Source organism: Pseudomonas sp. BIGb0176 (genome assembly GCF_024810175.1).
In the GTDB taxonomy this organism is placed as follows: Bacteria; Pseudomonadota; Gammaproteobacteria; order Pseudomonadales; family Pseudomonadaceae; genus Aquipseudomonas; species Aquipseudomonas protegens.
On the sequence record NZ_JANUEC010000001.1, the window covers coordinates 2,444,667 to 2,470,409 of the forward strand.

Below are 25,743 nucleotides of genomic sequence, written 5' to 3' on the forward strand. Positions count from 1 at the left end.
CTCCTAATGTCTTCTTAAAATGCTCGGATCAGTTGTTGTACAGATCGATGATGGCGCTGACCGCCTGGGTCTTGGCCTTGGACGCATCGTTACGAGCGTTCTCGATCTTGTTCAGGTAGGCCTCGTCGACGTCGCCGGTAACGTACTTGCCGTCGAACACCGCGCAGTCGAAGTTCTCGATCTTGATCTTGCCACCACCGACCGCCTCGATCAGGTCCGGCAAGTCCTGGTAGATCAGCCAGTCGGCGCCGATCAGGTCTGCCACGTCCTGGGTCGAACGATTGTGGGCGATCAACTCGTGGGCGCTCGGCATGTCGATGCCATACACGTTCGGGTAACGCACGGCCGGTGCAGCCGAGCAGAAGTAGACGTTCTTCGCGCCCGCTTCACGGGCCATCTGGATAATCTGCTTGCAGGTGGTGCCACGGACGATGGAGTCGTCCACCAGCATCACGTTCTTGCCGCGAAATTCCAGTTCGATCGCATTGAGCTTCTGGCGTACGGATTTCTTCCGCGCCGCCTGGCCCGGCATGATGAAGGTACGGCCGATGTAACGGTTCTTGACGAAACCTTCGCGGAACTTGACCCCCAGATGGTTCGCCAGCTCCAGCGCCGCAGTGCGGCTGGTATCCGGAATCGGGATCACCACGTCGATATCGTGCTCAGGACGCTCGCGCAGGATCTTCTCTGCCAGTTTCTCACCCATGCGCAGGCGCGCCTTGTACACCGAGACGCCATCAATGATCGAATCCGGACGGGCCAGATATACGTGTTCGAAGATGCACGGCGTGAGTTGCGGGTTGGTGGCGCACTGGCGGGTGTAGAGCTTGCCCTCTTCAGTGATGTAGACCGCTTCGCCCGGAGCCAGGTCGCGAATCAGGGTGAAACCCAGCACATCCAGGGAAACGCTTTCCGAGGCGATCATGTATTCCACGCCTTCGTCGGTATGACGCTGGCCGAAGACGATCGGACGGATACCGTGGGGGTCACGGAAACCGACAATGCCGTAGCCGGTGATCATGGCCACCACCGCGTAGCCACCCACGCAACGGTTGTGCACGTCGGTGACGGCGGCAAACACGTCTTCCTCGGTAGGCTGCAACTTGCCGCGCTGGGCCAGCTCGTGGGCAAACACGTTGAGCAGCACTTCAGAGTCGGAGTTGGTGTTGACGTGGCGCAGGTCGGACTCGTAGATCTCCTTGGCCAACTGCTCCACATTGGTCAGGTTGCCGTTGTGCGCCAGGGTGATGCCGTAAGGCGAGTTGACGTAGAACGGCTGAGCCTCGGCCGAGGTCGAGCTGCCCGCGGTTGGATAGCGGACATGGCCGATGCCCATATGGCCTACCAGGCGCTGCATGTGCCGCTGCTGGAACACATCACGCACCAGGCCGTTGTCCTTGCGCAGGAATAACCGGCCATCATGGCTGGTCACGATACCGGCAGCGTCCTGGCCGCGGTGCTGGAGGACGGTTAGCGCGTCATACAGCGCCTGATTGACGTTCGACTTACCGACGATACCGACGATGCCACACATGCGACGCAACCCCTACTTAATGAAACTGAACTGAACCCATCTTACTGAGGCGTTTTGGCCGGTAAGAGGTGCTCCTTGAACGGTATATCAGCGGGTACGCTGATACCGCTGGCCAGCCACTGACTGCTCCACCCCAATATGAGGTTCTTGGACCAGTCTGCAACCAATAGAAATTGTGGCACCAGTCGCGACTGTTGCCACCAGGAATCCTGCTGTACCGGCCCCAGGCTCAGGAGCCCGATTGCCACGACCACCAGCAGCGCGCCACGCGCAGCGCCGAAGGCCATGCCGAGGAATCGATCGGTCCCGGAGAGGCCGGTGACGCGAATCAACTCGCCGATGAGATAGTTGACCATTGCCCCCACCAGCAAGGTGGCGACAAACATGATTGCGCAGCCCGCGATCACGCGAGCCGAGGGAGTTTCGATATAACCGCCGAGGTACTCGGACAGTGAGCCACCAAACATCCAGGCAACGACTCCTGCGATGATCCAGGTAAGCAACGACAAGGCTTCTTTGACGAAACCGCGGCTCAAGCTGATCAAAGCGGAGATGGCGATTATTGCAACGATCGCCCAGTCAACCCAGGTAAATGGCACAGTGCAGCCTACAGACGGATAAGGCGGCGCATTTTAACAGAGCGCTTGGCTGTCGGTAAGCTGCGATTCACTGTGCTTTTAAAATCAAGCGGATAGCCTTAGCCACGCTCTGGCTGGAAGCGCACCACGAAACCCTTGAGATTATGCTGACGCCCCAGCAGGTCACGCAGGCGATCAGCTTCGGCGCGCTCGATCAGCGGCCCGACAAATACCCGGTTCTTGCCTTCGGCGGAACGGATATAGGCGTTATAACCCTGGCTGCGCAGGGTTTTCTGCAGGTTTTCCGCGCTTTCACGGCTCGACAGACTGGCCAGTTGCACCGACCAACTGACGGACAGGCCATTGGCATCGACCCGGCTCTGGCTGGTATCGGGCTTGGCACTGGCCACGGGCTGCGGCGGAACCGGAGCCGGTGTCGGCGCAGGCTTGGCCACAGGCGCAGGCTTGCTGGCCACGGTCGGAGCAGGAGCCACCACCGGGGCCGGTGCGATCGGGGTCGATGGCGCTTGCTGCACCACAGGCTCGTGCTCGTCGGCTGGCACAGAGCCCTCGGGCAGTACCTGAGGCTCTGGCACAACTACCGGCTCGACCTGGACCTGCGGCATGGCCGCGGCTTGCGGCGCCGACGGCACATCCACCGTCACATGACGCTGCTCATCCTCGCGCGAGAACAGCATTGGCAGAAAGATCACCGCCAAGGCCACCAACACCAGTGCTCCGACCATTCGCTGCTTGTAGACGTTATCCAGCATTGCCATGTGCAGCTTCCTCCGTGGAGCGCCGGGCGAGCCACTCAAGCGCCTCGGCAACACAATAAAAAGAACCGAACAGCAGAATTTCGTCATCTGCAGTGGCTTGCGCGCATTGCGCTTCCAGCGCGGCGGCCACACTGGAATAGGACGCTACCGGAGCACCAAGGTTCTCCAGAGCCTGCTGCAAATCCTCCACCGGGCGCGCCCGCGGCGTGTCCAGAGGCGCTACCGCCCAGTGCCGGACCGCCCCTTTCAGGCAGCCAATCACGCCCTCCAGATCCTTGTCCGCCAGCAGCCCGAACACCGCCAGACGCTTGCCCGGCACAGGCCGGCGCGCCAGGCGCTCAGCCAGGTACTGGGCGGCATGGGGGTTGTGACCGACGTCCAGCAGCAGGTTCAGGCGCTTGCCCTGCCAGTCGACCTGCCGGCGATCCAGACGCCCGGTAACCCGGGTCTGGCGCAAGGCCGCGCTGATCCGCTCCGGCTGCCATGGCAAACCGGTGAGCAGATAGGCCTGCAACGCCAGAGCGGCATTTTCCATAGGCAGATCCAGCAATGGCAGGTCTTGCAGCTCGACCGGCTTGCCCTGGGCATCCAGGCCACGCCACTGCCAATGCTGGTCAGTGACCCCAAGATCAAAGTCCCGCCCCCGCAGGAAAAACGGGCAGCCCAGCTCCCGCGCCTTGTCCAGCAAGGGTTGCGGCGGATCCAGGTCGCCACATAGCGCCGGAGCGCCAGGACGAAAGATCCCGGCCTTCTCGAAGGCCACGGATTCGCGGGAATCGCCCAGGTATTCGATGTGATCGACACCAATACTGGTCACCAGCGCCAGGTCGGCATCCACCAGATTGACCGTATCCAGGCGGCCACCCAACCCCACCTCCAGGACCACGGCATCCAGCGCCGCCTGCTGAAACAGCCAGAACGCTGCCAGAGTGCCCATCTCGAAGTAAGTCAGGGTGACTTCGCCGCGCCCCGCCTCTACCGCAGCAAAGGCTTCGCACAACTGCTCGTCAGTGGCCTCGACGCCATTGATCTGCACCCGCTCGTTATAACGCAACAGGTGCGGCGAACTGTAGACCCCCACCTGCAGGCCCTGGGCCCGCAGCAGGGAAGCGACAAAAGCGCAGGTAGAGCCCTTGCCATTGGTACCGGTGACCGTGACCACCCGGGGCGCCGGCTTGCCCAGCCCCATCTGGGACGCTACCTGCTGCGAGCGCGCCAGCCCCATGTCGATGGCCGAGGGGTGCAACTGCTCGAGGTAGGCGAGCCATTCGCCCAGGGTACGTTGGGTCATAGGTTTGCTGGAGCCGGCGGCACCACGATCGGCTCGACCGGCGCCGCGACGAATTCCGGCGTCGGCAGGCCCATCAGCTGGGCCAGCAGGTTGCCCAGGCGCGGACGCAGCTCCTGGCGGGAGATGATCATGTCGATCGCACCATGCTCCAGCAGGAACTCACTGCGCTGGAAACCTTCAGGCAGTTTTTCCCGCACGGTCTGCTCGATCACTCGAGGACCGGCGAAGCCCACCAGGGCTTTTGGCTCGGCGACGATCACGTCGCCCAGCATCGCCAGGCTGGCGGAAACGCCGCCGTAGACCGGGTCGGTCAACACGGAGATGAACGGGATGCCTTCTTCACGCAGGCGCGCCAGTACCGCGGAGGTCTTGGCCATCTGCATCAGAGAGATCAGGGCTTCCTGCATCCGCGCACCACCGGAGGCGGAGAAGCAGATCATCGGGCAGCGATTTTCCAGGGCGTAGTTGGCGGCGCGCACGAAACGCTCGCCGACGATGGCGCCCATGGAGCCCCCCATGAAGGAAAATTCGAAAGCCGAGACCACCACCGGCATGCCCAGCAGGGTGCCACTCATGGAGATCAGCGCATCTTTCTCGCCAGTCTGCTTCTGCGCAGCGGTCAGGCGGTCCTTGTACTTCTTGCCGTCGCGGAACTTCAGACGGTCCACTGGCTCCAGGTCAGCGCCCAGTTCGGCACGGCCTTCGGCGTCGAGGAAGATATCGATACGGGCACGCGCACCGATGCGCATGTGGTGGTTGCACTTGGGGCAAACATCCAGGGTCTTTTCCAGCTCTGGACGATAGAGCACCGCCTCGCAGGATGGGCACTTGTGCCAAAGACCTTCAGGCACCGAGCTTTTCTTCACCTCGGAACGCATGATCGAAGGGATCAGTTTGTCTACTAACCAGTTGCTCATGCTTTCTTTCTCCAGTACCGGCGGCCCGAACGCTCTGGTTCGCAGCCCCGCGTATGCCCTTGAGCTAAATTCATGTGTGCGGCGATGATCAGTTCGCTGCCGCGGTCAGCACCGGGCTCGACCTGCCTGCAACGAACCTTTCCTCAGCCATCCCGACAACCCGCTCCAGAGCGGTTGCCACTCGATTCCGACCCCGCCTGAAGGCGACGCCTGCCTGTTTTGTACAGTGGTGTTATGGACGGCGGCAGACTGCCAGCCGTCACATCGACTCGTTGCTGCGACGCACTGCCTGCATAAATGCCTGAATCTTTGCCGGGTCCTTGATGCCCTTGCCCTGCTCCACCCCGCCGCTGACATCCACCGCATACGGGCGCACCCGGGCGATGGCTGCCGACACGTTATCTGGCGTGAGGCCACCGGCGAGAATGATCGGCTTGCTCAGCCCCTGAGGAACCAGGGACCAGTCGAACGCCTCGCCGGTTCCACCCGGCACGCCTTCGACATAGGTATCCAGCAGAATCCCGCTGGCCCGCGGATAGGCCAGGCAGGCCGCCGCGATGTCATCCCCGGCCTTGACCCGCAACGCCTTGATATAGGGCCGGTGATAGCCCTCGCAATCAGCCGCCGACTCATCGCCATGAAACTGCAGCAAGTCCAGCGGTACGGCGTCGAGAATCTCCCCCAGCTCGCAACGACTGGCATTGACGAAGAGGCCGACGCTGGTCACGAACGGCGGCAAGGCGGCGATGATTGCCCGCGCCTGCTGCACATTCACCGCCCGCGGGCTCTTGGCATAGAACACTAGGCCGATGGCATCGGCCCCCGCCGCCACTGCTGCCAACGCATCTTCTATGCGGGTAATCCCGCAGATCTTGCTGCGAACAGCTGGCATGTCATGAACCTCGGGGGCAAATCCGGAAAGTCCCGGATGGTAGCAAATGCTTTTCCGGGCGTCAGCCGTCAAGTTCCGAGAATCCGCTGAGGAAATGTGGCCCGATGTATCGCTCGGGCAACCGGAACTCGTCCTTGTATTCGACCTGCACCAGGTACAGGCCAAAAGGATGGGCGGTGACGCCGCCGGTACGCCGGATCCGGCTATCCAGCACTTCTCGCGCCCACTCCACCGGCCGCTCGCCGGCACCGATGGTCATCAGCACCCCGGCGATGTTGCGCACCATGTGATGCAGGAAGGCGCTGGCACGAATATCCAGGACGATCATCTTGCCGTGGCGGGTGACCCGAAGGTGATGGATCTCCTTGATCGGCGACTTGGCCTGGCACTGCCCGGCCCGGAACGCGCTGAAATCATGGGTGCCCACCAGGAACGCGGCAGCCTGGGCCATGCGCTCGATATCCAGCGGCCGGTGGTTCCAGGTGATTTCTTCGTTGAGATGGGCTGGACGGATCTGATCGTTGTAGATCACATAACGGTAACGCCGGGCGATCGCCTTGAACCGTGCGTGAAAATGCGCGGGCATCTCCTTGGCCCAGCTGACGCTGATGTCGTGGGGCAAATTGATATTGGCCCCCATCACCCAGGCCTTCATCGAACGCACGGCCTGAGTATCGAAATGCACCACCTGCCCGCAGGCATGCACCCCGGCATCGGTGCGTCCGGCACAAGACACCACCACCGGAGAATCCGCGACCCGGGACAGGGCCTTCTCCAAGGTTTCCTGGACACTGGGCACACCGGAGGCCTGACGCTGCCAGCCGCGGTAGCGCGAGCCCTTGTATTCCACACCCAGAGCGATTCGGGAAAAGCCTTCGGCTGCCATTTCGGCGGCCGGGTTATCTATATTTGCCAAGAACTTACAGCCTGCTGATATGTGCAAAGGCGCTCATTATAGGGCCGCAGACAATAGACGCCACGGGCTGTCGGGCCTTGTTTGCAGATTGATCAGCCATACAGCCGCCCACAGGGCGATTGCATCCGCCCACAGGCAAACGCTATATAGTTTTTTATATATCGAAAACAACAAAGCCCCCTGATCGAGAGCCGATGAATGATCGCAACCAGCAAAGAAGCCGTAGGCCTGGCCTACAGCCTGGAGGGCATGCTCCATGCCAAGCGCATGACCTGGGAGGCCATCGGGCAGATCGCCCGGCAGGTCAAGCCGGGCATGCAGGAATCCTCCGCCAGGGAAATGGGCCTGCAAGTCCTGCGGGAGATGGGTATGGAGCGAATCTGGCATCCGCTGCTGATCCGCTTTGGCGCCAATACCCTGAAAACCTTCAAGCAACGCTCCGATGGCGATCCGCTACTCCAGGAAAACGATCTGTTCTTCATCGACCTGGGCGTGGTCTGGGATCGCCATGAAGGTGATTGCGGGGCGACGTTCGTGGTCGGCGACGACGCTGAAATGCATGCCTGTGCCGCCGCGGCGAAAAGCCTGTTCGACCAGGTCCACGACCACTGGCAGAGCCACCTGGTGGCTGGCCCTGAACTCTATCGCTATGCACAGGAACAGGCCCGAGCCATGGGCTGGGCACTCAATCTGGATATCAAGGGCCATCGGGTCAGCGACTTTCCCCACGCCATCTACCGCGCCGGGGACCTGGGAGATTTCGCCGCCTGCCCGCAAGTGGGTCTGTGGATCCTGGAAATCCAGATCGCCCACCCTACCCGGCCCTTCGGTGCCTTTTACGAAGACCTGCTGGCCTGAGCCTCACCGCCACCGCAGCGCCACCAACAAAAACGGCAGCCTCATCGGCTGCCGTTCTGTTCAAGCATCAGGTTGCTTCAGGCCAGTCGCCCCAGCATCTCCTGGGCTTCGCTCTTCTGCCCTTCGTTACCTTCGCTCAGCACCTCACCGAGGATGTCCCGCGCACCGTCGTTATCCCCCATATCGATATAGGCCTGGGCCAGATCGAGCTTGGTGGCCACCTCATCGCTGCCGGAGAGGAAGTCGAAGTCCGCCTCATCAGGCGCTGCAGCGGCATCCTCGGCAGTGAAGCTGGGGATCGCCGGCTCCGGCTGATCAAGGCTCTGGCTCAGACGATCCAGTTCGGCGTTTACATCATCCAGCTCGGAAGTGAAGGCGTCCTTGGAGTCCGCGCCAGCATCCAGCTCATCGGCCAGGGACAGATCGAAGTCCGCCGACAGATCCAGGTCATCCAGGGCCGGGTCGGTGACGGTAGGCACGTCGCCTGCCGGCAGGTCCTTGAGGTCGTCGTCCAGGCTCAGCAGGAAATCTTCATCGCTCGGCTTCGCCGCCGGTAGATCAGCCCCCAGGTCCAGATCGAAATCACCCAGGTCGTCCAGGTTTTCCTCGGGAGCAAGCTGCTGCTCGAGCACCGAGCCAAAGCTCAGGTCGTCATCCAGCGGGAAGTCTTCCAGCTCGGTTTCAGGTTCAGGGGTGAGCACTGCCGGCGAAGCCGCCTCCAGGTCATCCAGGCTCAGGTCAAAATCCGCATCCAGGCCTTCTACCGGAGCAGCCGGCTCAGGCGCTGGCGGTTCGTCCTGCAGCAGCTCCTTGACGTACTCGGCATCCAGTTCGGCTGCCACGGCCGCAGTGGCCAGGCCAGCTGCCGCCGCTACCGCGACCATTGCCGGGAAGCGACTTTTCAGTTGCTCGACCTGAGCGTGGTTATCGCCATTGGCCACCAACTGCCGTTCCTGGGCGACAAAGGCGCTGCGGTCACCCTGATGCGCGTAGACCTCCATCAGCTTCAGACGCAGATCACTGCGTTGCGGCTCCAACTTGACCGCTTCTTCGAGAATCGCCGCGGCCTGGTTCAGGCGGCCGGCATCGATGTGATTCTGAGCCTGGCCCAGCACATCGGTGGCCCGCTCGACCGGGGCTACCGGAGCGGGCGCCACCACCGGCGCTGGAGCTGGAGCTGGAGCTGGAGCTGGAGCGAGATTAACGCTTGGTGCTGGAACCTCAAGGCCTTCGAAGCTGCTTTCCGGCAGGTCCATTTCCTCGGTGAAATCGCTTTCCTCCGACAGTGCCCGCGCCATGCGCAAGTGCTTCTCCGCTTCCTGCTGAGCCTTGCGGCGACGAGCCAGCAACAGCAACAGCAGCAACAAGACCAATACCGCACCGCCACCCACCAGCCCCAGCAGGATCGGGTTGGTCAGCAGATCGGAGTATTTATCTTCGTCGCTCTTGGCGGGAACGGCATCCTCAGCAGGCTTGGCAGCCGGCTCGCTGGCCGGGGCCGCTGGCGCCACCAGTGGGGCTGGCGCTTCGGGCTTGGCCACCAACTCAGCTGGCATTGCCGGAGCTGGCTGGGCACTAGGTACCGCAGTACCTGCGCCCTCGGCCTGCATCTTGGCCAACTGGTTGTTCTTCAATTCGATCAGGCGCTGCAGCTTGTCCAGCTGGCTTTGCAGGTCCGCCATGCGCTCCTTGAGCTCGGCGTTGTCACGACGGGTTGCGTCGAGGCTTTCCTGAGTCACCGCCAGCTTGTTGTTCAGCGCCTTGGCATCGCCGGCTGCGCCCTTGCCCCGGGTCTTGCCGTTTTCAGCGGACACCAGGCTCAGGTTGTCCTTGGTGTTGACCTGCTTGGGCGCCTTGTCGGCACCGGCGCGACGAGTCGCGTCCACCTGCTGCTGGCCACGGGCACCGGCGCGGCGACCCTGGCGCCAGGCAGCATTCTGCGCCGCCACTTCAGCAATTGCCTTGGGCTGCGGCAGCGCGGTGCTCTGCACCACATCGGGCAGGCGCAGCACCTTGCCGGTCTTCAGCCGATTGATGTTGCCATCGATAAAGGCATCCGGGTTCAGCGCCTGGATCGCCAGCATGGTCTGCTGGATAGAGGCACCGTTGCGGTTCTTGGCGGCGATTTCCCACAAGGTGTCACGGGCCGAGGTGGTGTACTGCTCCGACTTGCCGGACTTGTTGGCGCGGGTGACCGGAGCACTCACCGCCGGGGCGCCTACTGGCGCGCTCTGGGCAGCGGCGGCGGCCTGCGGGGAGAATTTCGATGGGTCCAGCAGCACACTGTAGTCGCGCAGCAGGCGGCCGTTGGGCCACATCACCTGCACCAGGAACTTGACCATCGGCTCCGACAGCGGCTGGCTCGAGGTCACCCGCAGCACGCTCTTGCCGCCGGGATTGAGAATCGGAGTGAAACGCAGGTCGTTGAGAAAGGCCTGGCGATCAACGCCGGCCTTGGCGAACTCTTCTGCCGGCGCAAGGCTGGGCACTACCTCGGCGGCAGTGAGGTCCTTGACATCGAGCAATTCGATTTCTGCTACCAGAGGCTGGTTCAGACTCGACTTCAGGGTCAGCTCCCCAAGCCCAAGCGCCTGCGCCATACCGGAGGACAGCGCCGAGGCGGCCGCTATTGCTAACACCAGTTTGCGAACTTGAACCATAGCCTCATCCTTTGTTTGAACATTCCTCGGCCAGCGAGAAGGTTTTGTAGCGGCTGCCAACAGGCATTGCGCGGGACCATCAACGACCACGACGCGCGATTATTTCTTGCATGCCCCGGGAGCACCTGACGGCCACTCACCTCCAGCAACTTGCCAAGCATAGCGCCCGGCTAGATTCATTCTGCAAATTGTTGCCAAGTATCTTTTACAGCAGGTCTTTTATCAACAATTCAGCCAGCTGCACAGCGTTCAAGGCCGCACCTTTGCGTACGTTATCCGAGGTCAGCCACAGATTCAGTTCCGTCGGGTCGTCGACCCCGGAACGAACCCGCCCCACATAGACAACATCCTGGCCCACGGCGTCACCCACGGCAGTCGGATAGTCGCCCGCCTCCACCAGCTCCAGGCCGGGGGCCGCTTCCAGTGCTGCATTGACTGCCGCCAGGTCAACGGCGCTGCCTGACTGCAGAGTCACGCTATAGCTATCGCCAAAAAATACCGGCGCTTGAATGCAAGTGACAGAAATCTTTAATAAAGGCTGCCCCAGCACCTCGCGCAACTCCCGGACCAGGCGCTTTTCCAGCAGGGTATGGCCCTGGGCGTCTGGAGTGCCGACCTGGGCCAGCAGGTTGAAGGCCACTTGCCGATCGAAAAAGCGTGGCTCCATGGGGCGCACATTCAACAGTTCGGCCGTCTGCCGGGCCAGTTCGCTGACGGCCTCACGACCCTGGCTGGAGATCGCCAGGCTGGCGGTCAGGTTGACCCGCTGGATGTCCAGCAAGCCTTGCAACGGCGCCAGCGCCACGGCCAGGGCGGTAGCCGAAGCGCTCGGGCTGCTCAGTTGCAATGGTTTTTTCAAGCCGGCCAGCACCTGGGCATTGGCTTCGGGAATGACATTGGGCGCCTGGGCCGAAGGCAAGGCACCGGAAAGATCGATCACCGCGCAGCTGGCCGCCGTGGCACGCGGGGCAAAACTCAGGGTCACCGCCGGGCCGGCCGCGAAGAACGCCAGCTGGACCTTGCTGAAATCGAACTCGTCGACTTCACGCACCCGCACGTTCTTGCCGCGGAACGGCACCGAATGACCGGCCGACTCGCTACTGGCCAGCAGGTGCAGGTTGGCAACGGGGAAGTCACGTTCTTCCAGAATCTGCACCAGGGTTTCGCCGACAGTACCGGTGGCACCGATCACGGCAATATCAAGGGAAGGAGTCATGGTGCTACCTCAGGCGAAACGGGGGGAGCGGCACTTTACCCGGCACGGGGTGGCGAGGCAATTCGCGGGGGGAGCTGTGGCTGGAACGAAGCACTCTTGGCGGGCAAGCCCACTCCTGCGGTGGGCATGAAAAAGCCCGCGCCTTGTGCAAGGGGCGGGCTATTTCAAGCGCTCAGAGAATCAACGCTCCAGCAGGATCCGCAGCATGCGGCGCAGCGGCTCGGCCGCCCCCCACAGCAACTGGTCGCCGACAGTGAAGGCGCCCAGGAACTGCGAGCCCATGTTCAGCTTGCGCAGGCGGCCCACCGGAATGTTCAGGGTGCCGGTGACCTTGGTCGGGCTCAGCTCCTGCATGCTGATATCACGCTGGTTCGGCACCAGCTTGACCCAAGGGTTGTGCTGGCTGATCAGCCCTTCGATATCGGCGATCGGCACATCCTTGTTGAGCTTGATGGTCAGCGCCTGGCTGTGGCAGCGCATGGCGCCGATGCGCACGCAGATACCATCCACCGGGATCGGGCTCTTGAAGCGACCGAGGATCTTGTTGGTCTCGGCCTGGGCCTTCCACTCTTCACGGCTCTGGCCGTTGGGCAGTTCCTTGTCGATCCATGGAATCAGGCTACCGGCCAGCGGCACGCCGAAGTTCTCGGTCGGGTAGGCATCGCTGCGCATGGCCTCGGCCACCTTGCGATCGATGTCGAGGATGGCACTGGCCGGGTTGGCCAGTTCATCAGCGACGGCAGCGTGGGTGGCGCCCATCTGCTTGATCAGCTCGCGCATGTTCTGCGCGCCGGCGCCGGAGGCGGCCTGATAGGTCATGGCGCTCATCCACTCCACCAGGCCGGCTTCGAACAGGCCGCCCAGGCCCATCAGCATCAGGCTGACGGTGCAGTTGCCGCCGATGTAGTTCTTGGTGCCCGCATCCAGCTGCTGGTCGATGACCTTGCGGTTCACCGGATCGAGGATGATCACCGCGTCATCTTCCATGCGCAGGCTGGATGCGGCATCGATCCAGTAGCCCTGCCAGCCCGCTTCGCGCAGCTTGGGGAAGACTTCGCTGGTGTAGTCGCCACCCTGGCAGGTCAGAATCACGTCGAGGGTTTTCAACTCTTCAATGCTGTAGGCGTCCTTCAGCGGAGCAATATCCTTGCCCACCGACGGCCCCTGGCCACCGACATTGGAAGTGGTGAAAAACACCGGTTCAATAAGATCGAAGTCCTGCTCTTCCAGCATCCGCTGCATGAGCACGGAACCGACCATACCGCGCCAACCGATCAGACCTACACGTTTCATCGCAACTACACCTATACAAAAGTGGGCCACTGTCTGTGCAGTGGGCCCGAAAGATTACAGATTCCGCAGCGCGGCGACTACTGCATCGCCCATTTCCTGCGTACCGACTTTGGTGCAACCGGCCGACCAGATGTCGCCGGTGCGCAAACCCTGGTCCAGGACCCGGCTCACGGCCTGCTCGATGGCGTCCGCGGCCTCGGTCAGGTTGAAGCTGTAGCGCAACATCATCGACACCGAGAGGATGGTCGCCAGCGGGTTGGCAATGCCCTGCCCGGCGATGTCCGGCGCCGAACCGTGGCATGGCTCGTACATGCCCTTGTTGTTGGCGTCCAGGGACGCCGACGGCAGCATGCCGATGGAACCGGTGAGCATCGAGGCTTCGTCGGAAAGAATATCGCCGAACATGTTGTCGGTGACGATCACATCGAACTGCTTCGGCGCACGCACCAGTTGCATGGCGGCGTTGTCCACGTACATGTGGCTCAACTCGACATCCGGGTAGTCCTTGGCCACTTGCTCGACCACTTCACGCCACAGTTGGCTGGACGCCAGGACGTTGGCCTTGTCCACCGAGCACAGCTTCTTGCCGCGCACGCGGGCCATGTCGAAGCCGACCCGGGCAATACGGCGGATTTCACTCTCGCTGTACGGCAGGGTGTCGTAGGACTGGCGTTCGCCGTTTTCCAGTTCGCGGGTGCCCCGTGGCGCGCCGAAGTAGATGCCGCCGGTCAGCTCGCGAACGATGAGGATGTCCAGGCCGGAGACGATTTCCGGTTTCAGGCTCGAAGCATCGGCCAATTGCGGGTAGAGGATCGCCGGACGCAGGTTGCCGAACAGGCCCAGTTGCGCACGAATCTTCAGCAGGCCGCGCTCAGGGCGGATGTCACGCTCGATCTTGTCCCACTTCGGGCCGCCCACGGCGCCCAGCAGCACCGCATCGGCGGCACGGGCACGATCCAGGGTCTCATCGGCCAGGGGCACACCGTGCTTGTCGATGGCCGCACCGCCGATCACGTCGTGGCTCAGCTCGAAGCCCAGGCTGTACTTGTCGTTGGCCAATTCCAGGACCTTGACCGCCTCGGCCATGATTTCCGGGCCAATACCGTCACCGGGGAGAATCAGAATCTGCTTGCTCATGCGTTCCTCGTTTGCTCTGTCGGCACGCCCGCAGGCGTGCCCGGAAAAAGTCTATCGCTCGGCCCACAGCACCAGTACATCTGTACTGAACGAACCGTCGGCCGCAATCTCAAAATATTCACGCACTTCGTTACCCATTGCCTGCTGCAACTGGCGGATCGCCACCCGCAACGGCTCGGGAGTGCGCATGCGCTCGACCCAGGAGCTGTACTCCAGGCGCAGGCGCTGGCGGCTGGTACTGCGGGTGTGCAGGCCGGCCTCGCTGACCTGGCGCAGCCATTCACCCGCCGAATAATCGCGCACATGGCTGGTATCGCGCAGCACTTCGACGCTTTGCAGGTAAGTGTCCAGCAGCGGACTGCCCGGCGACAAGACATCGATGAACGCCGCCACGCCGCCCGGCTTCAGGACCCGGCGCACTTCCCGCAGGGCCAGGCCCAGGTCGCTCCAATGGTGGGCCGAGTAACGGCTGAAGACGAAGTCGAACTCGCCATCGGCGAACGGCAGGCGCTCGGCGGCGCCCAGTACGGTGCGGATGTTACCCAGCCCGCGCTCCTGCGCCGCCCCTGCCACCACATCCAGCATCTGCTGGGAGAGGTCGTAGGCCACCACTTCCCTGACCTGCGGCGCGACATGAAAACTGACGTGGCCGGCACCGCAGCCCAGGTCCAGGAGCCGGGCTGTGCCCTTGCCTGCCACCTCGGCCTGCAGCAAGGCGAATTCGGCACCCTGAGCGTGCACGGTGCTGCTCAGGTAAGCCGAAGCCTGCTCGCCAAATTGCTTCTGTACTACCTGGCTGTGGGCGTTGCTGGTCATGGGGCGATCCTTTTGGGCAAGGGAAACGGCGTTCGCTGGCAAGCCAGCTCCTACAACGCCATCCGTAGGGGCCGGCTTGCCGTCGATCAGGCAATCAGGCGTCGCGGAACAGCCAGGGCTGGCTGGCGCGATGCTTGGCCTCGAAGGCGGCGATGGCGTCGCCGTCCTGCAGGGTCAGGCCGATGTCGTCCAGACCGTTGAGCAGGCAATGCTTGCGGAAGGCATCGATCTCGAACTTCAGCACCTTGCCGTCGGGGCGGGTCACGGTCTGCGCTTGGAGGTCGATGCGCAACTGGTAGCCCGGAGTAGCCTCGACCTGCTGGAACAGCTCGTCGATTTCAGCGTCGCTCAGGATGATCGGCAGCAAGCCGTTCTTGAAGCTGTTGTTGAAGAAGATGTCGGCGTAGCTGGGCGCGATGATGCTGCGAAAACCGTACTCCTCCAGGGCCCACGGCGCGTGCTCGCGGCTGGAGCCGCAACCGAAGTTTTCCCGGGCCAGCAACACGCTGGCACCCTGGTAACGCTCGGCGTTGAGCACGAAATCCTTGTTCAACGGGCGCTTGGAGTTGTCCTGGTAGGGCTGGCCCACGTCCAGGTAGCGCCATTCGTCGAACAGGTTGGGGCCAAAGCCGGTGCGCTTGATCGACTTGAGAAACTGCTTGGGGATGATCTGGTCGGTGTCGACGTTGGCACGATCCAGAGGCGCGACCAAACCATTGTGCTGAGTGAAAGCTTTCATGCTGCGCTCCTTAGATCAATTCACGGACGTCGACGAAACGACCGCTGACAGCGGCGGCGGCGGCCATGGCCGGGCTGACCAGGTGGGTACGCCCACCGGCACCCTGGCGCCCTTCGAAGTTGCGGTTCGAGGTCGAGGCGCAATGCTCGCCGGACTCCAGGCGGTCCGGGTTCATCGCCAGGCACATCGAGCAGCCCGGCTCACGCCATTCGAAACCGGCTTCGAGGAAGATCTTGTCCAGGCCTTCCGATTCGGCCTGCGCCTTGACCAGGCCCGAGCCCGGCACCACGATCGCCTGCTTGATGGTGGAAGCCACTTTGCGGCCCTTGGCGATGACCGCGGCGGCGCGCAAGTCTTCGATCCGCGAGTTGGTGCAGGAGCCGATGAAGACGCGGTCCAACTGAATGTCGGTGATCGCCTGGTTGGCGCTCAAGCCCATGTACTTCAAGGCGCGGACGATGGAATCGCGCTTGACCAGATCCATTTCCTTGGCCGGGTCCGGTACGTTCTGATCCACCGCCAGGACCATTTCCGGGGACGTACCCCAGCTGACCTGCGGCTTGATCTGTGCGGCATCGAGCTCGACCACGGTATCGAACTTGGCGTCGGCATCGGACACCAGGTCCTTCCAGGCCTCGACGGCCAAGTCCCATTCGGCGCCCTTGGGGGCGAACGGACGCCCCTTGACGTAGGCCACGGTCTTTTCGTCCGCCGCCACCAGGCCGACACGGGCACCGGCTTCGATGGACATGTTGCAGATGGTCATGCGGCCTTCGACGGACAGCTCGCGAATCGCGCTACCGGCGAACTCGATGGCATGGCCGTTACCGCCGGCGGTGCCGATCTTGCCGATCACGGCCAGGACGATGTCCTTGGCGGTCACGCCGAAAGGCAAGGTGCCTTCCACGCGCACCAGCATGTTCTTCATTTTCTTGGCCACCAGGCACTGGGTGGCAAGGACGTGCTCCACCTCGGAGGTGCCGATGCCATGGGCCAGGGCGCCGAAAGCACCGTGGGTCGAGGTGTGGGAGTCACCACAGACCACGGTCATGCCCGGCAAGGTGGCACCCTGCTCCGGGCCGATCACGTGGACGATGCCCTGGCGCACGTCGTTCATCTTGAATTCGACAATGCCGTATTCATCGCAGTTGTCGTCGAGGGTCTGCACCTGGAGGCGGGAAACCTGGTCGGCGATCGCTTCTATCCCGCCCTTGCGCTCCGGCGTGGTCGGTACGTTGTGGTCCGGGGTGGCGATGTTGGCATCGATGCGCCATGGCTTGCGCCCGGCCAGACGCAGGCCTTCGAAGGCTTGCGGCGAGGTCACTTCGTGGATGATGTGACGATCGATATAGATCAGCGCCGAACCATCGTCGCGCTGCTTGACCAAATGCGAATCCCAGAGCTTGTCGTAGAGCGTCTTGCCGGCCATCGGACCATTCCTCATCAGCTTGTTTCTATGCCCCGGGCTCCGATCGTGCGCCGATCAATAACCCTTTGGCTTGTGAGGCCGATCCTATGGCGTTAGATTAAATAACTCAAATTCATATTTTTCATGCTTTGGATAACCAACTGGAATGCAACTATGGACCTGGCCAACCTCAACGCCTTTATAGCCATCGCCGAGACCGGCAGCTTTTCCGGCGCCGGCGAACGCCTGCACCTGACCCAGCCAGCCATCAGCAAACGCATCGCCGGCCTGGAGCAGCAACTCAACGTGCGGCTGTTCGACCGCCTGGGGCGGGAGATCGGCCTGACCGAGGCCGGGCGTGCCCTGCTACCCCGGGCCTACCAGATCATCAATGTGCTGGATGACACCCGCCGCGCCCTGACCAACCTCACCGGCGAAGTCAGTGGCCGCCTGACCCTGGCCACCAGCCATCACATTGGCCTGCACCGCCTGCCGCCATTGCTGCGGGCCTTCACCCGGCGCTACCCGCAAGTGGCCCTGGACATCCAGTTCCTCGACTCCGAAGTGGCCTACGAGGAAATCCTCCATGGCCGCGCCGAACTGGCAGTGATCACCCTGGCCCCCGAGCCCCACTCCCTGGTCAAGGCCACTGCGGTCTGGGACGACCCGCTGGACTTCGTCGCCGCGCCGGAACACCCGCTGGTCAGCAGCGGCCAGGTGAGCCTGGCGGATATTGCCCTGCATCCCGCAGTTTTCCCCGGCGGCAATACCTTTACCCACCATATTGTCCAACGCCTGTTTGAAGCCCAGGGCCTGACGCCGAACATCGCCATGAGTACTAACTATCTGGAAACTATAAAGATGATGGTGTCCATCGGCCTGGCCTGGAGCGTGCTGCCACGCACCATGCTCGACGACCAGGTGGCGCGCATTCCTTTACCGGGCATACAGCTGCACCGCCAGCTAGGCTATATCCTGCATACCGAACGGACACTTTCGAACGCTGCGCGGGCTTTCATGGCCTTACTGGATGCACAAGTCGATTGGCCAGGGAACCCGGCATAACACTCCGGGTATCGCCCGTGCCACGCCGCAGCGCCATGAGTATCCCGCACCCGACGAATGACTCAGCTCAAGGCCTGACCTCCATGCCCAAACCCGCTGACCGTATTCCGCCCTTGCCGCGTATCCATGCTGTCGACCCCCGGGAGTCGGAGCAAAGCTGGGAAAACGCACCGCAGCTGCTCGCCGCCCTCAATGGTGCGCGCCTGGGGGCCTGGTATTGGGATATTGAAAGCGGGCAGATCAGTTGGTCCCGGGGCACCCAGGCGCTGTTCGGCTTCGACCCGCGCCAACCCTTGCCGGAAAACCTCGAATACCTCGACCTGCTGCCCATCGAGGACCGGGCCAGGACGATTCGCGCCTTTCATTCAGTGCTGGCCGGCGCGCCGCTGGAACACGCCATGCACCACCGCATCCGCTGGCCCGACGGCAGCCTGCACTGGCTGGAGATCAACGGCAGCGTGTTACCGGACAAGCACGGCAAGCCGCGAATGATCGGGGTGATCCGCGAGATCACCCACCAGCGCCAACGCGAAGAAGCCCTCAGCAGTTCGGAAAAGCGCTTTGCCACGCTGTTTCACCTGTGCCCCAACACCGTGCTGCTGACCCGCCTGGAAGATGGCCTGATCAGCGAGGCCAACCAGTACTTCGAAAGCCAGTTCGGCTGGCCCGCCGAGCACGTGATCGGCCGTACCACCCTGGAGATCGGCCTGTGGGTCAACCCCGAACAGCGCGCCCAACTGATCAAGGCGGTCCAGAAGAAGGGCCAGGCCGCCAGCCTCGAAGTGCAATTTCGCGCCAGCAACGGGCAGATCCATGACGGCATCCTCAGTGCCCAGAAGGTTGAACTGGAGGGCAAGGCCTACCTGCTCAGCACCTTTCTCGACACCAGCGAGCGCAAACGATCCGAACAGGCGCTCAAGGATAGCCAGGAACGCCTGGACCTGGCCCTGGATTCGGCGCAACTGGGCACCTGGGACTGGCACATTCCCAGCGGCATGCTCTACGGCTCGGCCCGCGCCGCGCAATTGCACGGCCTGGAACCCATCCCTTTCCATGAATCCTTCGACGCCTTCTTCGAAGGCGTACCCACCGAAGAGCGCAACTCCATGCGCGATGCCTACCGCAGCCTGCGCGAAGGCCCGGCGGGCAACTATCAACTGACCTACCGGGTGCAACTGGAGGACGGCAGCTCGCGCTACCTGGAAAGCCGCGCCCGCCTCTACCGCGACGAACAGGGCAGCCCGCTGCGCATGGCCGGCACTCTGCTGGACATCACCGAGCAGGTGGAACGGGAACAGCGCCTGATCACCTCCGAAGAGAAATTCGCCAGCCTGTTCCAGGTCAGCCCCGACCCAATCTGCGTGACCTTGCTGGAAACCGGTCAATTTATCGAGATCAACTCCAGCTTCACCCAGACCTTCGGCTGGACCCTGGACGAAGTGCTCAACCGCAGCGCCGAACAGATCGGCCTATGGGAAGACGCGGCGCCGCGCCTGCGGCGCATCGAACAGGTGATTCGCGAACAGGCGCTGAATAATGTGGCAGTGGTGGTCCACCACAAGAACGGCCAGCCGCTGACCTGCATCATTTCCAGCCGCCTGATCACCGTGGACAAGCAGCCCTGCATCGTCACCAACCTGCGGGACATCACCCAGCAGCAGCGCTCGGAGGCGGCCCTCAAGGCCAGCGAAGAGAAGTTCGCCAAGGCCTTTCACTCCAGCCCTGACGCCATCAGCATCACCGAGCGCGACACGGGCCGCTACCTGGAAGTCAACGATGGTTTCTGCCGCCTGACCGGCCACCGCAACGACGAGGTGATCGGCCGCACCATGTACCAAATCGGCATCTGGGCCGAAGAAGCGCAACTCTCCACCTTGCTGGCGGAGCTCCAGATCAAGGGCCGGGTGCACCACCTGGAAATGCTCGGGCGCAACAAGCGCGGGGAAATCCTCACCCTGGAAGTCTCGGTGGAACCCATCACTCTCAACGAAACGCCCTGCCTGCTAATGACCGCCCGGGACGTCAGCCTGCTGAAGAACGCCCAGGCACAGATCCGCCACCTGGCTTACCACGACCCCCTGACCAACCTGCCCAACCGCGCCCTGCTGATGGACCGCCTGAGCCAGCAGATTGCCCTGCTCAAGCGTCATAACCTGCGCGGCGCCCTACTGTTTCTCGACCTCGATCACTTCAAGCACATCAACGATTCCCTGGGCCACCCGGTGGGCGACACCGTGTTGAAAATCATCACCGCCCGGCTCGAAGCCAGCGTGCGCATGGAAGACACCGTGGCACGCCTGGGCGGCGATGAGTTCGTGGTCCTGCTGAGTGGCCTTGAGGGCACGCGCAACGAAGTCAGCGAACAGGTCCGCCAGCTGGCCGACACCCTGCGCGAATTGCTGTCCGAACCGATGTTCCTCGATGGCCAGCGCCTGCAGGTCACCCCGAGCATCGGTGTGGCACTGATTCCCGACCACGGCTCGACCCCCACCGACCTGCTCAAGCGCGCCGACATCGCCCTTTATCGGGCCAAGGATTCAGGGCGCAACACCACCCAGATGTTCCACAACACCATGCAAAAAGCCGCCAGCGAACGCCTGCGCATGGAAACCGACCTGCGCCTGGCCCTGTCCCGGGGCGAATTCAGCGTGCACTTCCAGCCCCAGGTGGACGCCCGCGACAACCGCATCGTCGGCGCCGAAGCCTTGGTGCGCTGGCAACACCCGGAGTTGGGCGCACAGTCGCCGACCGAGTTCATCAAGGTGCTGGAGGACAGCGGCCTGATCCTCGAAGTGGGCACCTGGATTCTCGACGAGGCCTGCCTGGCCTTCAGCCAGTTGATCGATCAGAAACTGGTGGATCCCCAGCACTTCAGCCTGTGCGTCAACATCAGCCCGCGGCAGTTCCGCCAGACCGACTTTGTCGAGCGGGTCGAACACAGCCTGCACGCCTACGCACTGCCCTCGAGCCTGCTGAAGCTGGAGATCACCGAAGGCATCGTGATCCAGAACCTGGAAGACACCATCAACAAGATGCGCCGGCTGAAGAAACTCGGAGTGAGCTTTGCCATGGACGACTTCGGCACCGGCTACTCGTCCCTGACCTACCTCAAGCGCTTGCCGGTGGACACCTTGAAGATCGACCAGTCCTTCGTCCGCGATGCGACCCACGACCCCAACGATGCGGAAATCATCCGGGCCATTGTCGCCATGGCCCGCAGCCTGAACCTCAAGGTCATCGCCGAAGGCGTGGAAACCCCGCAGCAGCTCGAATTCCTCCAGGGCCTGGAGTGCCACCTGTACCAGGGTTTCCTCCATAGCAGGCCGTTGCCGCTGAGCGAATTCAAGAAGCTGCTGGAATGACAGGCACGAAAAAGGGCGCCACCAGGGCGCCCTTTTTTTGCAGCGGTCTTAGTGTTGCAGAGCCGCCTGCTGCGCACCGTTGATCGGGATGCGCTTGGCTTTGGCCTCTTCCGGCACAACCCGCAGCAGGTCGATATTCAACAGACCGTTGCTCAGGGCCGCGGCCTTGACCTCGATATGGTCGGCCAGGCGGAAGGACAGCTTGAATGCACGCTGGGCAATGCCCTGGTGCAGGTAAGTGACGCTTTCATTGGCATCGCGCTTGCCACCGCTCACGGTCAACACGCCTTTTTCCACTTGCAGTTCCAGGTCTTCTTCCTGGAAACCGGCGGCGGCAATGACGATGCGGTATTGATCGTCAGCGTGTTTCTCAACGTTGTAGGGTGGGTAGCTGCTGCCTGGTTCGTTGCGCAGTGCCGACTCGAACAGATCATTGAAACGGTCGAAGCCGACAGAGGAACGGAACAGTGGAGCCAAGGAAAATGCAGTACTCATGGGTGTTTCTCCTGATTATTCAGCGAGTGGTTATCTCCGCGACCCGAATTCGGCATCGCGTACCCAAGAGATAGGGATGGGCTCCAGCGTTTCAAGACATGCCTTAAAAATTTTTTACGCCGCCTCGCTCCGGGGCATGCCCAACAGGCGCCCGACCTGATCCAGCTCGGTTTCCCGGCGCAGGGCGGTGAACAGTTCGACCGCTTCCGGGTAGTTGCGGGTCAGCATCGCCAGCCATTGCTTCAGGCGCCCCGGCGCCGAACGCGGGGTCAGTTGCACCACCACCTGAGCCCAGAAATCCTGGAGCATCGGCTGCAGGTCAGCCCAGGACATTTCCACCACCTCTTCACCGGCCCGGGCTGAGGCGATCTGCCGGGCCAGATCGGGACGCGAAACCAGCCCGCGACCCAGCATGATGTCCTCGACGCCGCTGATTTCCCGGCAACGGCGCCAGTCCTCGACGCTCCAGATATCCCCGTTGGCGAACACCGGCACCTTGACCACTTCCTGCACCCGCGGGATCCACTCCCAATGGGCCGGCGGCTTGTAGCCGTCGACCTTGGTCCGCGCGTGCACCACGATATGTTCGGCGCCACCCTCGGCCAGCGCTGTGGCACAGACCAACGAGCCATCCGGGCTGTCGAAGCCCAGGCGCATTTTCGCCGTGACCGGAATGTGCGCCGGCACCGCACGCCGCACATGCTCGACGATCTGGTTCAGCAGCTCGGGCTCCTTGAGCAGCACCGCCCCGCCCCGGGACTTGTTGACGGTCTTGGCCGGGCAACCGAAGTTCAGGTCGATGACCTCACTGCCCAGCTCGCAGGCCAGGGCCGCGTTCTCTGCCAGGCACACCGGGTCCGAACCCAGCAACTGCACTCGCAGCGGCACGCCGGCCGCGGTGTGCGCACCTTGCAGCAGTTCGGGGGCGAGCTTGTGGAAGTAGGCAGGCGTCAACAGGCGGTCATTGACGCGGATGAACTCGGTGACACACCAGTCGATCCCGCCAACACGAGTCAGTACATCCCGCAGGATGTTGTCGACCAACCCCTCCATGGGCGCCAGGGCAATTTGCATGAAACACACTCGACAAGAAAACGGGCAAAAAAACGTCCGCCAGTTTACTGGGTTTCGACCTTCAGCAGGAGTTTTACAGGGGCGAGCCAGCCGTTGCAGGCGCCTTCGCTGGCAAGCCGGCGCCTGCACGGGCACAGAAAGGTATCAGGCGCCCTGCAGGGCCGGGCCGTAACCGTCCAGGAACTCGGCGGGCATGCGCTTGGGCTTGCCGGTGGACAGCTCGATGCAGACAAAGGTGGTCTGGGCCCGCAACAGGGTCGTACCGTCGCTCGGGCGCATCAGCTGGAAACGCCGGGTCATCTTCAGGCGCTGGTCCCAATCGACGATCCAGGTGGCCAGTTGCAGCTCATCGCCTTCATAGGCCGCCGCCAGGTAATCGATCTCGTGCCGCACCACGGCCATCGCCCGGTCCAGGCGCCGGTATTCGGCCAGGTCCAGCCCCAGGCGCTGCGAATGCCGCCAGGCGCAACGCTCCAGCCAGGTCACGTAGACCGCATTGTTGGCGTGCCCGAGGCCATCGATATCCTCGGCGGCCACCTGCAGATCGATGACGAATGGCGTTGCCAGATCCCAACTCATGCCCGACTCCCGGTCAGTTTTTTTTGACCGGGGCAGTGTAACGGATGCTCAGGCCGATTGGCGCGCTTGCAGATGCCGGCCACTGACCAGCGCCACCACCGCATCCACCACTCGGGAGTCGGCCAATATCCGCTGGTGGCCACCTTCACTCAAGCGCAGGAGACGGCTGTCGAACCAGGCCTGGTGGATGAGCTCCGATTCCTTGACCGGAACGAAGAGGTCATCTTCGGCGTGAATGATCAGGCCGGGCATATCCAACTGATACTGGGCCACGTCCATGGCGGCGGCGCGCATTCCGACCTTCTTCTCCACCTGGCGGATAAAGGCGGAACGCGCCCTGGGCGGCAACCGCATGTAGCTGGCAAAACCGCGCAACACGGCCAGGATACGTGCCGGCGCGGCAATACTGACCAGGGTTTCGGTGCGCAGGCCCAATTGCACCGCGAGCATGGCGCTGGCACCGCCCATGGAGTGGCCGATCACCGCGCGCAGGGGCGGCAATTCGGCTGCTGCCTCCAGCATCGCCCGGGCAAACAGTGCCACATTTGCCTCATCACCCGGGGAACGACCATGGGCCGGGCCATCCAGCGCCACGGCGGTATAACCGGCGGCCACCAGGGCCTCGATCAGGCTGGCAAACTGCGTGGGCCGCCCTTCCCAGCCGTGCATCAGCAATACCGTCGGCCCCTGGCCCCAACGCAAGGCTGAAAGCCCGAAACGCAAGGTCAGGCGCTCGGCACGCGCCAGCAGGGGCAACTCCCACTTTCGTGGCGGCAGCTCGCGAGGGGTCATGAACAAATGACGCATCCGATTCGCCGCCCATTGCGGCGCCACCCACCCCAGAGTGCCATTGACGCCACGAATCCAGCTCAATCTGCTCATCACCTACCTCGCCGTTGCACTTCAGGTCATAGCACCGCCGACTTGGCGGCACGCAGCAAACGATCGGACAACTCGCCGGGCCCCAAGGCCCGCGCCAGGGACAGGCCGCCAACCATCAGCGCCATGTCGGCCAAGGCCTTGTCGGTATCTTCGGGGCTGGCAGCCAGTTGCGCGACCATCAGCTCCATGTGTTCGTTCAAGGCCTTGCGAAAGCTCTCGGGCAAGCGCCCCAGTTCGCCGACCGAGGCTGGAATCGGGCACGCCTGCTCGGTGGAGTCGCGGTGTTTGCGCGACAGATAGAACGCCGCTGCCAACGCCCGGCGCTCTTCGCCGCTGAGGCTTGCATCCATTTCATCGAGCAGGCCGCGTCGATGGGAAAGCAACTGAGTGAAAGCCTCCAGCATCAGCGCATCCTTGCTCTCAAAGTGCGCATAGAAGCCGCCTACAGTCAGGCCGGCAGCCCCCATCACCTCACCCACACTCGGTTCGGCCGGGCCGCGCTGGATCAGTGCAGAACTGGCGGCCTGGAGAATACGTTCGCGGGTTTGAGCTTTTTTGTCGTTCATCGTTACCTCCGAATATTACGGAAAAAATATTATTCTCATAATAATTTTCCGCAAGTCGCCAGTGTGACCGTCGGTCAGAAGCGCAGGCTGAGGAAGAAAGAGAAATTGGCCGAAGGCCAGAAAAACAAAAGGGTCATTCAATGATTGAATGACCCTTAAAAATCCCGCAGAGCGGGTAAACGTGGCGTCCCCTAGGGGACTCGAACCCCTGTTACCGCCGTGAAAGGGCGGTGTCCTAGGCCACTAGACGAAGGGGACACAAACCCTTCTAACAGCTGATCAGTGCTGAGTACTGATCGATCCAAGGCCGGTGTGGCCAAGCCTTGAACTGTAAATTGGTGGAGCTAGACGGGATCGAACCGTCGACCTCTTGCATGCCATGCAAGCGCTCTCCCAGCTGAGCTATAGCCCCGGATTTTCGCCTCGCGGCGCAGCGACATCTTGCAACATCGCTTGTGTGAAACTGGCGTCCCCTAGGGGACTCGAACCCCTGTTACCGCCGTGAAAGGGCGGTGTCCTAGGCCACTAGACGAAGGGGACGCAAACCCTTCTTACAACTGACCGGTGCTGAGTACCGATCGATTCAAGGCTGGTGTGGCCAGGCCTTGAACTGCAAATTTGGTGGAGCTAGACGGGATCGAACCGTCGACCTCTTGCATGCCATGCAAGCGCTCTCCCAGCTGAGC

Annotated in this window: 22 protein-coding genes and 3 tRNA genes; 3 read left to right on the top strand and 22 right to left on the bottom strand. The window is 62.5% G+C overall.

The window, feature by feature from the left end; translation table 11 throughout:
* Positions 1-28 precede the first annotated feature (28 nt).
* The 7 genes from purF to truA all read right to left on the bottom strand — a co-directional run bounded on the left by purF (position 29) and on the right by truA (position 6,877).
* Positions 29-1,534 carry an amidophosphoribosyltransferase gene (gene purF, locus M2395_RS10645; RefSeq protein ID WP_011060388.1) on the bottom strand — a complete coding sequence of 502 codons (1,506 nt, stop codon included), beginning with the start codon at positions 1,532-1,534 and terminating at the stop codon, positions 29-31.
* 41 nt (positions 1,535-1,575) lie between these two features.
* Positions 1,576-2,133: a CvpA family protein gene (locus M2395_RS10650; RefSeq protein ID WP_011060387.1), complete on the bottom strand. Its 558-nt coding sequence runs from the start codon at positions 2,131-2,133 to the stop codon at positions 1,576-1,578.
* 98 nt (positions 2,134-2,231) lie between these two features.
* A complete protein-coding gene (locus tag M2395_RS10655; RefSeq protein WP_015634906.1) occupies positions 2,232-2,891 on the bottom strand; it encodes an SPOR domain-containing protein in 660 nt (219 codons plus the stop codon).
* Positions 2,875-4,182 (bottom strand): bifunctional tetrahydrofolate synthase/dihydrofolate synthase, encoded by a 1,308-nt coding sequence (gene folC, locus M2395_RS10660; protein WP_053150239.1) that lies wholly within the window; start codon positions 4,180-4,182, stop codon positions 2,875-2,877. The genes M2395_RS10655 and folC overlap by 17 nt, the downstream gene beginning before the upstream one ends.
* The gene (gene accD, locus M2395_RS10665; RefSeq protein ID WP_019094939.1) at positions 4,179-5,099 is read right to left on the bottom strand and encodes an acetyl-CoA carboxylase, carboxyltransferase subunit beta; all 921 of its coding nucleotides are present in this window, start codon (positions 5,097-5,099) and stop codon (positions 4,179-4,181) included. The genes folC and accD overlap by 4 nt, the downstream gene beginning before the upstream one ends.
* 259 nt (positions 5,100-5,358) lie before the next feature.
* Positions 5,359-5,991, bottom strand: a complete 633-nt coding sequence (locus M2395_RS10670; RefSeq protein WP_041117021.1) for a phosphoribosylanthranilate isomerase — start codon at positions 5,989-5,991, stop codon at positions 5,359-5,361.
* Between the two features lie 61 nt (positions 5,992-6,052).
* Entirely contained in the window at positions 6,053-6,877 is an 825-nt protein-coding gene (truA, locus tag M2395_RS10675; protein WP_123430339.1) for a tRNA pseudouridine(38-40) synthase TruA, read from the bottom strand.
* Between the two features lie 228 nt (positions 6,878-7,105).
* Between truA and M2395_RS10680 the strand changes: the two genes are divergently transcribed.
* Positions 7,106-7,765: a M24 family metallopeptidase gene (locus M2395_RS10680; RefSeq protein WP_123430338.1), complete on the top strand. Its 660-nt coding sequence runs from the start codon at positions 7,106-7,108 to the stop codon at positions 7,763-7,765.
* A gap of 77 nt (positions 7,766-7,842) precedes the next feature.
* Here M2395_RS10680 and M2395_RS10685 read toward each other — a convergent pair whose 3' ends face one another.
* The 7 genes from M2395_RS10685 to leuC all read right to left on the bottom strand — a co-directional run bounded on the left by M2395_RS10685 (position 7,843) and on the right by leuC (position 17,055).
* On the bottom strand, positions 7,843-10,425 hold the full coding sequence (locus M2395_RS10685) for a FimV/HubP family polar landmark protein (RefSeq protein ID WP_123430337.1): 2,583 nt from the start codon (positions 10,423-10,425) through the stop codon (positions 7,843-7,845).
* 205 nt (positions 10,426-10,630) lie between these two features.
* On the bottom strand, positions 10,631-11,641 hold the full coding sequence (locus tag M2395_RS10690; protein ID WP_123430336.1) for an aspartate-semialdehyde dehydrogenase: 1,011 nt from the start codon (positions 11,639-11,641) through the stop codon (positions 10,631-10,633).
* A gap of 180 nt (positions 11,642-11,821) precedes the next feature.
* The gene (asd, locus tag M2395_RS10695; protein ID WP_015634899.1) at positions 11,822-12,934 is read right to left on the bottom strand and encodes an aspartate-semialdehyde dehydrogenase; all 1,113 of its coding nucleotides are present in this window, start codon (positions 12,932-12,934) and stop codon (positions 11,822-11,824) included.
* 54 nt (positions 12,935-12,988) lie between these two features.
* Complete coding sequence (gene leuB, locus M2395_RS10700) at positions 12,989-14,071, bottom strand: 3-isopropylmalate dehydrogenase (protein ID WP_011060378.1); 1,083 nt, start codon at positions 14,069-14,071, stop codon at positions 12,989-12,991.
* Positions 14,072-14,122: 51 nt separating this feature from the next.
* Positions 14,123-14,887, bottom strand: coding sequence for a class I SAM-dependent methyltransferase (locus tag M2395_RS10705; protein WP_015634897.1), 765 nt, complete (start codon positions 14,885-14,887; stop codon positions 14,123-14,125).
* Between the two features lie 94 nt (positions 14,888-14,981).
* Positions 14,982-15,626: a 3-isopropylmalate dehydratase small subunit gene (gene leuD / locus M2395_RS10710; RefSeq protein WP_015634896.1), complete on the bottom strand. Its 645-nt coding sequence runs from the start codon at positions 15,624-15,626 to the stop codon at positions 14,982-14,984.
* Positions 15,627-15,636: 10 nt separating this feature from the next.
* Positions 15,637-17,055, bottom strand: coding sequence for a 3-isopropylmalate dehydratase large subunit (leuC, locus tag M2395_RS10715; RefSeq protein ID WP_015634895.1), 1,419 nt, complete (start codon positions 17,053-17,055; stop codon positions 15,637-15,639).
* A 153-nt stretch (positions 17,056-17,208) separates the two neighbouring features.
* Between leuC and M2395_RS10720 the strand changes: the two genes are divergently transcribed.
* Positions 17,209-18,099: a LysR family transcriptional regulator gene (locus M2395_RS10720; RefSeq protein ID WP_011060374.1), complete on the top strand. Its 891-nt coding sequence runs from the start codon at positions 17,209-17,211 to the stop codon at positions 18,097-18,099.
* An 83-nt stretch (positions 18,100-18,182) separates the two neighbouring features.
* Entirely contained in the window at positions 18,183-21,461 is a 3,279-nt protein-coding gene (locus M2395_RS10725; protein WP_011060373.1) for an EAL domain-containing protein, read from the top strand.
* A gap of 48 nt (positions 21,462-21,509) precedes the next feature.
* Here the strand turns inward: M2395_RS10725 and M2395_RS10730 are convergent, their stop codons facing one another.
* The 8 genes from M2395_RS10730 to M2395_RS10765 form a co-directional block, all read right to left on the bottom strand.
* Positions 21,510-21,956, bottom strand: a complete 447-nt coding sequence (locus M2395_RS10730) for an Hsp20 family protein (RefSeq protein ID WP_011060372.1) — start codon at positions 21,954-21,956, stop codon at positions 21,510-21,512.
* 114 nt (positions 21,957-22,070) lie between these two features.
* Positions 22,071-23,030, bottom strand: coding sequence for a tRNA-dihydrouridine synthase (locus M2395_RS10735; protein ID WP_123430335.1), 960 nt, complete (start codon positions 23,028-23,030; stop codon positions 22,071-22,073).
* Positions 23,031-23,174: 144 nt separating this feature from the next.
* Positions 23,175-23,609, bottom strand: coding sequence for a thioesterase family protein (locus tag M2395_RS10740; RefSeq protein ID WP_011060370.1), 435 nt, complete (start codon positions 23,607-23,609; stop codon positions 23,175-23,177).
* A gap of 48 nt (positions 23,610-23,657) precedes the next feature.
* Positions 23,658-24,491: an alpha/beta fold hydrolase gene (locus M2395_RS10745; protein WP_015634891.1), complete on the bottom strand. Its 834-nt coding sequence runs from the start codon at positions 24,489-24,491 to the stop codon at positions 23,658-23,660.
* A 26-nt stretch (positions 24,492-24,517) separates the two neighbouring features.
* A complete protein-coding gene (locus tag M2395_RS10750) occupies positions 24,518-25,057 on the bottom strand; it encodes a TetR/AcrR family transcriptional regulator (RefSeq protein WP_011060368.1) in 540 nt (179 codons plus the stop codon).
* A 182-nt stretch (positions 25,058-25,239) separates the two neighbouring features.
* Positions 25,240-25,315: transfer RNA gene (locus M2395_RS10755), tRNA-Glu, on the bottom strand.
* A 78-nt stretch (positions 25,316-25,393) separates the two neighbouring features.
* A tRNA-Ala gene (locus M2395_RS10760) sits at positions 25,394-25,469 on the bottom strand.
* A gap of 52 nt (positions 25,470-25,521) precedes the next feature.
* A tRNA-Glu gene (locus tag M2395_RS10765) sits at positions 25,522-25,597 on the bottom strand.
* Positions 25,598-25,743: the final 146 nt, after the last annotated feature.

Coding starts and splice junctions, on each gene's coding strand:
- purF (WP_011060388.1), bottom strand. CDS start 1,534: ATGTGTGGCATCGTCGGTATCGTCGGTAAGTCGAACGTCAATCAGGCG.
- M2395_RS10655 (WP_015634906.1), bottom strand. CDS start 2,891: ATGGCAATGCTGGATAACGTCTACAAGCAGCGAATGGTCGGAGCACTG.
- folC (WP_053150239.1), bottom strand. CDS start 4,182: ATGACCCAACGTACCCTGGGCGAATGGCTCGCCTACCTCGAGCAGTTG.
- accD (WP_019094939.1), bottom strand. CDS start 5,099: ATGAGCAACTGGTTAGTAGACAAACTGATCCCTTCGATCATGCGTTCC.
- M2395_RS10670 (WP_041117021.1), bottom strand. CDS start 5,991: ATGCCAGCTGTTCGCAGCAAGATCTGCGGGATTACCCGCATAGAAGAT.
- truA (WP_123430339.1), bottom strand. CDS start 6,877: ATGGCAGCCGAAGGCTTTTCCCGAATCGCTCTGGGTGTGGAATACAAG.
- M2395_RS10680 (WP_123430338.1), top strand. CDS start 7,106: ATGATCGCAACCAGCAAAGAAGCCGTAGGCCTGGCCTACAGCCTGGAG.
- M2395_RS10685 (WP_123430337.1), bottom strand. CDS start 10,425: ATGGTTCAAGTTCGCAAACTGGTGTTAGCAATAGCGGCCGCCTCGGCG.
- M2395_RS10690 (WP_123430336.1), bottom strand. CDS start 11,641: ATGACTCCTTCCCTTGATATTGCCGTGATCGGTGCCACCGGTACTGTC.
- asd (WP_015634899.1), bottom strand. CDS start 12,934: ATGAAACGTGTAGGTCTGATCGGTTGGCGCGGTATGGTCGGTTCCGTG.
- leuB (WP_011060378.1), bottom strand. CDS start 14,071: ATGAGCAAGCAGATTCTGATTCTCCCCGGTGACGGTATTGGCCCGGAA.
- M2395_RS10705 (WP_015634897.1), bottom strand. CDS start 14,887: ATGACCAGCAACGCCCACAGCCAGGTAGTACAGAAGCAATTTGGCGAG.
- leuD (WP_015634896.1), bottom strand. CDS start 15,626: ATGAAAGCTTTCACTCAGCACAATGGTTTGGTCGCGCCTCTGGATCGT.
- leuC (WP_015634895.1), bottom strand. CDS start 17,055: ATGGCCGGCAAGACGCTCTACGACAAGCTCTGGGATTCGCATTTGGTC.
- M2395_RS10720 (WP_011060374.1), top strand. CDS start 17,209: ATGGACCTGGCCAACCTCAACGCCTTTATAGCCATCGCCGAGACCGGC.
- M2395_RS10725 (WP_011060373.1), top strand. CDS start 18,183: ATGCCCAAACCCGCTGACCGTATTCCGCCCTTGCCGCGTATCCATGCT.
- M2395_RS10730 (WP_011060372.1), bottom strand. CDS start 21,956: ATGAGTACTGCATTTTCCTTGGCTCCACTGTTCCGTTCCTCTGTCGGC.
- M2395_RS10735 (WP_123430335.1), bottom strand. CDS start 23,030: ATGCAAATTGCCCTGGCGCCCATGGAGGGGTTGGTCGACAACATCCTG.
- M2395_RS10740 (WP_011060370.1), bottom strand. CDS start 23,609: ATGAGTTGGGATCTGGCAACGCCATTCGTCATCGATCTGCAGGTGGCC.
- M2395_RS10745 (WP_015634891.1), bottom strand. CDS start 24,491: ATGAGCAGATTGAGCTGGATTCGTGGCGTCAATGGCACTCTGGGGTGG.
- M2395_RS10750 (WP_011060368.1), bottom strand. CDS start 25,057: ATGAACGACAAAAAAGCTCAAACCCGCGAACGTATTCTCCAGGCCGCC.